Raw genomic sequence first — 8,126 nt, forward strand, 5'->3', positions numbered from 1 at the left:
TGTTCTTTATACCAACCTCTTCTAATATATTCAAAAAATCGTCACCCCGCACCATACTGCTTATCTTAACAAGGCTGAGTAACATAACCATTTACCATTTTCTATCCTCTAGCAGTAATAATGTACCCATTTCCTTACAAGTTGATTGAAACATTTTAAAAATAATACCACTTCTTTATAAAAACATTATACTCATTCATCTAGTACTCTTCTCTGTGGAGAATCTTGTTGCCCCTACACTTTATAAGAAAGCACCTTATGACTTTAACTCCTATGGAAATAGCCCTCTTAGAAGCACAATGGGCAAAGGAAAAAGAGGAAGTCCCTGTAGGTGCTGTTATCACACGCGGCAAAACAGTCATTGCACGCGCTGGTAATTACACCAAAGCCGCATATGATCCTACAGGACATGCAGAAATGCGTGTTATTCGTATGGCCTGTGAAATATTGCAAAACGAAAGACTTCCTGATTGCGACCTGTATGTAACCCTTGAACCTTGTGCAATGTGTGCCGCAGCCATTTCATTTGCACGCATACAGCGCCTTTACTACGCAACAAGCGATCCCAAAGGAGGCGCTATCGAACATGGTCCACGCTTTTATCAACAGTCAACCTGTCATCACAAACCAGAAATCTATTCTGGTTTTAAAGAAAAAGAAGCATCTCAATTGCTTAAAAACTTTTTTGCACAAAAACGGTGTTAAAAAATCCCTTTTCTCACCTCTAACACCTATCTCTTCACAAGACAAGAACTCTCTAAAAAGCTTAACAGCTCTTCTTTTTATCCAAACTCGTTTTCAGAGCATTTTGTTTAATATTCTTGCAATTCTTCGACTGTTATTTACCAACAGGTGCGATCTTTGCTGGTTGACGATAACTCAAAGGGGGCTCCGTGAGATAACGACGATATTGCGCACTTCCCACACGCGCTCTTTGACGACGTAAATACTCTTGCCGTTGTGCCGCTCTTAACTGTGAAGTATTTTCTGAATTAGTAGCACTGGTATACTCATTAACGGATAATTGTTTTTTGGGAAAAACAGCAACTTTGCCGTCAGAATGTTGCTTTGATGCTGCTGTATTTTGCTGTGGCACTGGCAGAACTAAGCGTGAACTAAACTTCGGTATCACAAGTTTTGGATGGGGTTTCATAACAAGCTGACTATTATCATTTGTCGGGGTTAATGAGGCAATATTAGCAACATCTTCGAAAAATTGTAACGAAACTGGTTTATCTGTCCCATAAGTAGGAGCGGATACACCGCACCCCGTTAGCATAAAACATATACCTAAAATGCCTGCCGGCAATATTTTGACTTCACGTTTTTTCATTGCTTATCCCATTTTCCTAAGTATATGGCTGATTGATCTTCCCGCACTTATTGGAGATCTGTTCCATATACAAACTTACCCCCCACCACGAAAAAACAACGAGTTTTTTTACTATCACAAAAGATCATACGCATCAATGACAGAGTTCATACTGTAATAATGCTCTTTATAAACCTCTGCATTTCATCCTTTTCATTAAAGTTTTAAATCCTTCCAAGCATCTGTAATTCCCGCAGTGCAGCTGCATCGCGAGCAGATACATCAGGATAAGCTGGATCACTCCCAACATCCTGTGTATAACGCCATGACCTAGCACATTTTTTCCCCTGCGCCTTTTCTGGATACACACCAACGCCTTCCACATCACTTAGAGTAAAAGCATCTGTAGGTGGTGTATCCTGCTTAATTGTTAGGGCGCTCGTGATACAAATTTCCGCCATATCTAAATTCTCTAATGCCTCCAGTAAAGTGGGGCTAGAAATAAAAACAATAGGAGCAGCTTCTAAAGACGAGCCAATACGCTTATCTGCCCGTTCAAGCTCTAAGGCACCCGTCACAACTTTACGGACTTGCTTAATTTTTTTCCAACGTTCAGCTAAAGATTCGTTTTGCCATTCCTCTCGCGCAGAGCGAAACTGTTCTAAGTGTACCGATTGTCTTTGTGGATAACGCTCTAACCAAGCTTCTTCCATGGTGAACGGCAACATTGGAGCTAGCCATATTACCATTCTCTCAAAAATCTCACGAACAACCTGTAAAGAAGCTTTCCGTTTTTTCGATGAAGGTGCATCACAATAAAGAGAATCTTTGCGTATATCAAAATAAAATGCCGATAACTCAATGATTGAAAAATCCAATAAGGCACGCATAATCTTTTTAAAATCAAACGCATCATAGGCTTGATTAATCAATTGATCGAGTTCAAAAAGCCGATGTAATATAAGTCTTTCAAGATCTGGTAGTGCACAATAAGGTATTTCTTCTCCTTCATCATGTGCTAAAGTTCCAAGCATCCAACGAATTGCATTGCGTAATTTACGATAGGAATCCACATTCGTTTGAAGAATTTTCTTGCCTAAACGCTGATCTTCCCAATAATCCGTTGTCATGACCCAGAGACGAAAAATATCAGCACCAGATGTTTTTATAATCTCTTGGGGAACCACCGTATTGCCTAAGGATTTAGACATTTTCTTGCCATTTTCATCCAAAGTAAAACCGTGTGTAACCACTGTCTTATAAGGAGAACAAGCCCGCGTACCACAGCTTTCTAAAAGAGAAGATTGGAACCACCCACGATGTTGATCGGATCCTTCAAAATAAACATCGGCAGGCCACTTTAAATCAGCTCGATCTTCTAATACAAAACTATGACTTGCTCCAGAATCAAACCAAACATCAAGAATATCATAAACCTGAAGCCAAGGTTCATGCGCACGATCACCTAAAAAACGTTCACGTGCTCCTTCAGCAAACCACGCATCTGCTCCTTCTGCTTTAAAAGCCTGTAAAATACGTTCATTTACATGCTGATCTTTTAGAACAACACCATCCTCATTGGCAAAAATACAAATCGGAACCCCCCAAGAGCGCTGCCGAGAAAGAACCCAATCAGGACGATCTGCTATCATAGAAGATAAACGGTTTTGACCGGAAGACGGAACAAAACGCGTCTTCGAAACAGCTTCTAAAGCACGACTGCGTAAAGTCGAGCCGTCTCCCAAATCTTTATCCATTGAAATAAACCATTGTGGTGTATTACGAAAAATGACCGGCTTTTTTGAACGCCAACTATGAGGATAGGAATGTTTTAAATGCCCCCGTGCAAACAGCCGATCTGCTTTTATAAGAGCGTTAATAACCTCTTTATTGGCATTACCCATTTTGCCATTATCATCAATAATGCGTGCTGCTCCTCCTTCACGATCCGGACCAAAACCAGGAACATCCTTGGTATAAAAACCAGCATCATCAACAGGAAATGGTATAGATGAATCAATACCCATCTGCTCTAAGAAAGGCTTATAAGCATTCCAAATTTCAAAGTCCTCACGCCCATGACTTGGTGCTGTATGAACAAAACCTGTACCAGCACTCTCGGTTACATGCGAACCATCAAGCAGCGCAATTTTATAATAATAACCTCCAGCAAAACCTTTCAGTGGATGAGAAAGAATAAGTGTTTTAAGCTCATCAGCAGAAACAACACGCAACTGCTTTAAAACAAGTTTTGCCTTTTCTGCACACCCCATAGCCAACGCATCAGCAAAGAGAAGTCTTTCTCCAGCCTGAGGACCAAAATCATTTTCTGCGCTTTCAACTTCGTACATACTATAAGAAATCTGCGAAGAATAACTCACCGCACGATTCCCCGGAATTGTCCATGGCGTCGTTGTCCAAATCACAACATGAGCACCATACAAATCGCTAGAAGCTGTTTCGAAAATAGGAAACTTAACCCATATAACCTCTGATTCATGATCGTGATATTCAATCTCTGCCTCTGCTAAAGCCGTACGCTCCACAACAGACCACATCACAGGTTTTGAACCACGGTAAATCTGATCTGACAGAGCAAACTTCATCAATTCATCAGCAATGCGTGCTTCTGCATGAAAAGCCATTGTGGTATAGGAAGTCTTAAAATCTCCTATAACGCCCAAACGTTTAAATTCTTCACTTTGAACAGTTACCCAATGTTGGGCAAATTCGCGACATTCTTGCCGAAATTCGTTAAGGGATACATCATCTTTATTTTTTCCCCCTGCTCGATATTTTTCTTCAATCTTCCATTCAATTGGAAGCCCATGACAATCCCAACCAGGAACATAATTTGCATTAAAACCACGCATTTGGAATGAACGAACAATCACATCCTTTAAAACTTTATTTAAAGCATGACCAATATGAATATGGCCATTTGCATAAGGAGGTCCGTCATGGAGAATATAAAGTGGACGATCTTTTGCTTGTTGGCGCAATTGCGCATAAAGCCCTATATCTTCCCAGCGTGCCATCAATTCAAGCTCTTTTTGCGGCAACCCTGCACGCATAGGAAAATTTGTTTGTGGTAAATAAAGCGTTTTTGAATAATCTATTGTTTCATTTTTCACAGTCATTGTGAAATATCCTTGTCCACTTTTACGAGTTTATTTGTGCATAATTTCCCTGAACCCTGCAATCTGGTTTTTAATCTATAGGGAAAGCCGAACTCATCATTCGTATCAAGCAGCGATCAAGAAGATATATCATCACACACGCTATGGGCTTTATCATGAAACTAGCAAAAAAAGAAAGCCAAAAATAATCTTCTCAAAAAATAAAGGCCCCACTCTTAGTGGAGCCTCTTAAAAATTTATGCTTAAAATAAATTAGAACTTATAAGCTACACCAACACGGAAATCATTGGTTGTGTATTTAATTTCAAGTTTTTCTTTTGCAAATTTCTTTTTACCAAAATCAGAATAACGATATTCCGCACGCAAAATAACATTGTCAAGCATTGCAAAGTCAAACCCACCACCAATGGTGTAACCAACCATCGTCTTGGTTTCATCAGCTAAGTTCTTAGAAGCAACAACTGTTCCATCTGCCTTCTTAACTGATACTGATAGAGTGTCTTGAAGTTGCGTATAAGCAACACCTCCAGCAACATAAGGCATAAAACGATCAGCAGCAAAACCGATACGTACCCGTGTGGCACCAGCCCAATTTTGCTTTAAAGTATGGCTTAAAGATCCAACAGGACCATTATCTCCAAGACCAAGTTCAGAAACCAATTCCTTTATTTGCTCTACACCATACACATTAGAAGCATTCTCGGCCCCTTGTGCACCTTGCACACTACGTCCAGCCGCACTCTGTACACCATGGGGATTAGTACCTCCAACATGCGGATGAGAGCTCATACTATGTGGATTTGCTCCAGAGCCATGTCCACTTCCGTGAGATGTACCATGTGGATGAGAACCATGTGCACCACTACCAGATGTACCATGAGAATAACCACGTCCATTTCCGCCTGCTCCATTAGCAGCATTTGCTTCTGATCCAGACGATCCTGACCTCGCCAGTAGCAATGGAGCTTTCGGTACGGTCGCTTCTTTTGCCGCTGATGATGCTGGTGCAGCTGCTGGTGCTGCCGCTGCTGCAGGTGCTGGCTTTGCAGGTGCTGGCTGTGCAGGTGCTGGCTGTGCAGGTGCTGGCTGTGCAGGTGCTGGCTTTGCTGCTGCTGGCTTTGCTGCTGCTGGCTGTGCTGCTGCTGGCTTTGCAGGTGCTGGCTGTGCTGCTGCTGGCTTTGCAGGTGCTGGCTGTGCAGGTGCTGACCCTGATACTGCCTCTGACCTTGCTACCGTTGTCGTTGTTGCCGCTGGCTTTGTTGCCGCTGGCTTTGTTGCCGCTGGCTTTGCTGCTGCTGGCTTTGCTGCTGCCGAATTTGCTCCCGTTGCCGCTACTGAGGGACTTGCTGCCACTGGCGTTCCTGTTGATGCTTGTGCTTTTGATGTTGATGTTGATGTTGATGTTGATGTTGATGTTGATAGTGTTTTTGGTGTTGATGTTGAAGAAGCCCCTGACGCTGATCCCGTTGATCTGCGAGATCTTGATACCAAACTGTCCACTGCAGTGTTTTCAGATGCACCTATGGTGATGGTCTTTGTCTGTTTTTGTCCAGACCAAGTAAAATCCGTATCGATACCAAAAACAAAATTATCGCCAAGATCAATATTAGAGCCTGCATACAAACCACCCTCAAAACCTGATGGTTTAGGTGATAAATCTTTACTTAATGGTGAAGTTTTGTGTTTACCAACAATATTCATATCGGTTTTACTTGAAAAACCACCACCTTGTCCTCCAAAGTAAAAACCTGTCCACGTAAAAGTAGGTGCTACAAAAGCTGTAGAAGTAACTGGTGTAGGTTGATGAGGAATCACCACATCAGCTGCCTGTACTGCTGAAGCTGAAATCAAAGCAAAAATAGATGTCGTTATTAAACGTTTCGTATTCATAAAATATCTCCAAATATCCAAAACGAGTTGTATATAGTGCATCTATTTTAAAATATCTGTAGCAAAAATATCACATTCACAAAAAAAATAGAGGCCCCACTAAAGAAGAAACCTCTTAATTTTTTTAAATATCGTTAGCTTTGTTTTTAGAGCAATTAGAATTTGAAAGCTGCACCGACACGGAAATCATTGGTTTTATAGCTAAATTTACCTGTATCCTTCACAAATTGCTTTTTACCAAAATCTGAGTAACGGTATTCCACACGCAAAATAACATTATCAGTTATTGCTAAATCAATACCACCACCAATGATAAAACCAATCATTGTCATGGTTTTATCAGTTAGTTCAAACTGAGCCGATTTATTCATACCCGTTCTATTTTGTGCATCAACCTGAGAAATACCTTGCATTTGTGCATAAGAAACTCCCAAAGCAACATAAGTCATGAGGTGGTCAGCTGCTGCAAAGCCAATACGTGCCCGAGTAGCACCAGACCATTTTTCCTTTAAAGTAAAACTATCATCGGTATAACCGTATCTTGGTGTAGCAATTTTGATAGACTTTTTACGACTATTAGCATTTACACTAGATTTCTTATCACAATCACAGCCATCAACCTTATTACCTCCATCAGGGCCAAAGATATAGATCGATTTTGTGTCTTCTTGGTTAGCTAAAACTGCATCAGTTTCAATCCCTAAAATCAGATTATTTCCAAGACCTATATTGTAACCTGCATAAATACCTCTTATGAAACCTGAAGGCTTAGGTGTACATCTTGACTGAAAAGTGGATTTTTTGTAGCTGGATCAGTTATTTCAACTTTACTTGAAAATTTTCTACCTTGACCACCAAGATAAAAACCTGTCCACGAAAAGCTCGGGACAGTAATAACTGGTGCACCTTCATGAGAAACGGTAGCATTAGCAACTTGTACCGCAGAAGCGGAAATCAAAGCCACAATAGAGGTTGTTATTAAAGATTGTATATTCATAAATTTTGCTCCAAATTGATTTATAGGGAAATGCTAAACACTTGCACAAAAAAAATCTGTAGTAAAAATGGCACAATGCTAAACAGAGAAAAATTTTAAAAGAGAGAACCTGTCAATCATTCCGTTTTACATGAGTGCTTATCATTAAATTTATCTATAACCCATTGATATTAATAATTACTATTTATATTTTATGATTTTTACAGAAACTAATATTTAACTATATCTTACGATATTCAAATAACGTTCAATTATGCAACAACATAACAGCAGAAAAACAACAAAAGCCCCGTAAAAAAACGGGGCTTTTTAATAATATCTTTTATAATAATTTCGTTTTTATGAAATTAAAATTTGTAAGCGACACCAACGCGGAAATCATTGGTTTTGAAATAATATTCTTTTTCTTCTGCAAAAAATTTCTTCTTGCCATAGTCTGAGTAACGATATTCCGCACGCAACAGAACATTATCAGTCATGGCAAAATCAATACCGCCACCAATCGTGAAACCAACCATTGTTGCTGTTTCATGAGATGCACCTGCAACAAAAGTTTTATCATTTACTACTCCATAAGAAGCCTCTATCTGTGTATAGGCAACACCTCCAGCAACATAAGGCATAATGCGCTCAGCAGCAGCAAAACCTATACGTACGCGCGTAGCACCAGACCATTTCTGTTTAAAACCAACACCTTCTGATACATCCACAGCCTCTCTGACACTTAAATTTCTAGCATTTAGGTTCTTTCCAGAAACGTTAGCATCTGTAATTTGATTCCCATTAC

General features: G+C 40.2%; 5 protein-coding genes and 1 pseudogene. 1 reads left to right on the forward strand and 5 read right to left on the reverse strand.

From position 1 onward, the window contains the following. The first annotated feature begins 258 nt into the window (after window positions 1-258). Window positions 259-705, forward strand: coding sequence for a nucleoside deaminase (locus tag ABD917_RS04765; RefSeq protein ID WP_345118959.1), 447 nt, complete (start codon window positions 259-261; stop codon window positions 703-705). A gap of 133 nt (window positions 706-838) precedes the next feature. Here ABD917_RS04765 and ABD917_RS04770 read toward each other — a convergent pair whose 3' ends face one another. The 5 genes and pseudogenes from ABD917_RS04770 to ABD917_RS04795 all read right to left on the reverse strand — a co-directional run. After that, window positions 839-1,333 (reverse strand): hypothetical protein, encoded by a 495-nt coding sequence (locus tag ABD917_RS04770; RefSeq protein WP_345118960.1) that lies wholly within the window; start codon window positions 1,331-1,333, stop codon window positions 839-841. A gap of 203 nt (window positions 1,334-1,536) precedes the next feature. Then, window positions 1,537-4,452, reverse strand: coding sequence for an isoleucine--tRNA ligase (gene ileS, locus ABD917_RS04775; protein WP_345118961.1), 2,916 nt, complete (start codon window positions 4,450-4,452; stop codon window positions 1,537-1,539). Window positions 4,453-4,704: 252 nt separating this feature from the next. After that, a complete protein-coding gene (locus tag ABD917_RS04780) occupies window positions 4,705-6,342 on the reverse strand; it encodes an outer membrane protein (RefSeq protein WP_345118962.1) in 1,638 nt (545 codons plus the stop codon). A gap of 155 nt (window positions 6,343-6,497) precedes the next feature. Further along, a pseudogene (locus ABD917_RS04785) lies at window positions 6,498-7,339 on the reverse strand (porin). Window positions 7,340-7,686: 347 nt separating this feature from the next. Next, the coding region (locus ABD917_RS04795) for an outer membrane protein (RefSeq protein WP_345118964.1) at window positions 7,687-8,126 on the reverse strand (440 nt) is incomplete at its 5' end.

This window comes from Bartonella pachyuromydis (assembly GCF_039543065.1).
GTDB classification, from domain to species: Bacteria; Pseudomonadota; Alphaproteobacteria; order Rhizobiales; family Rhizobiaceae; genus Bartonella; species Bartonella pachyuromydis.

Coding starts and splice junctions, on each gene's coding strand:
- ABD917_RS04765 (WP_345118959.1), top strand. CDS start 259: ATGACTTTAACTCCTATGGAAATAGCCCTCTTAGAAGCACAATGGGCA.
- ABD917_RS04770 (WP_345118960.1), bottom strand. CDS start 1,333: ATGAAAAAACGTGAAGTCAAAATATTGCCGGCAGGCATTTTAGGTATA.
- ileS (WP_345118961.1), bottom strand. CDS start 4,452: ATGACTGTGAAAAATGAAACAATAGATTATTCAAAAACGCTTTATTTA.
- ABD917_RS04780 (WP_345118962.1), bottom strand. CDS start 6,342: ATGAATACGAAACGTTTAATAACGACATCTATTTTTGCTTTGATTTCA.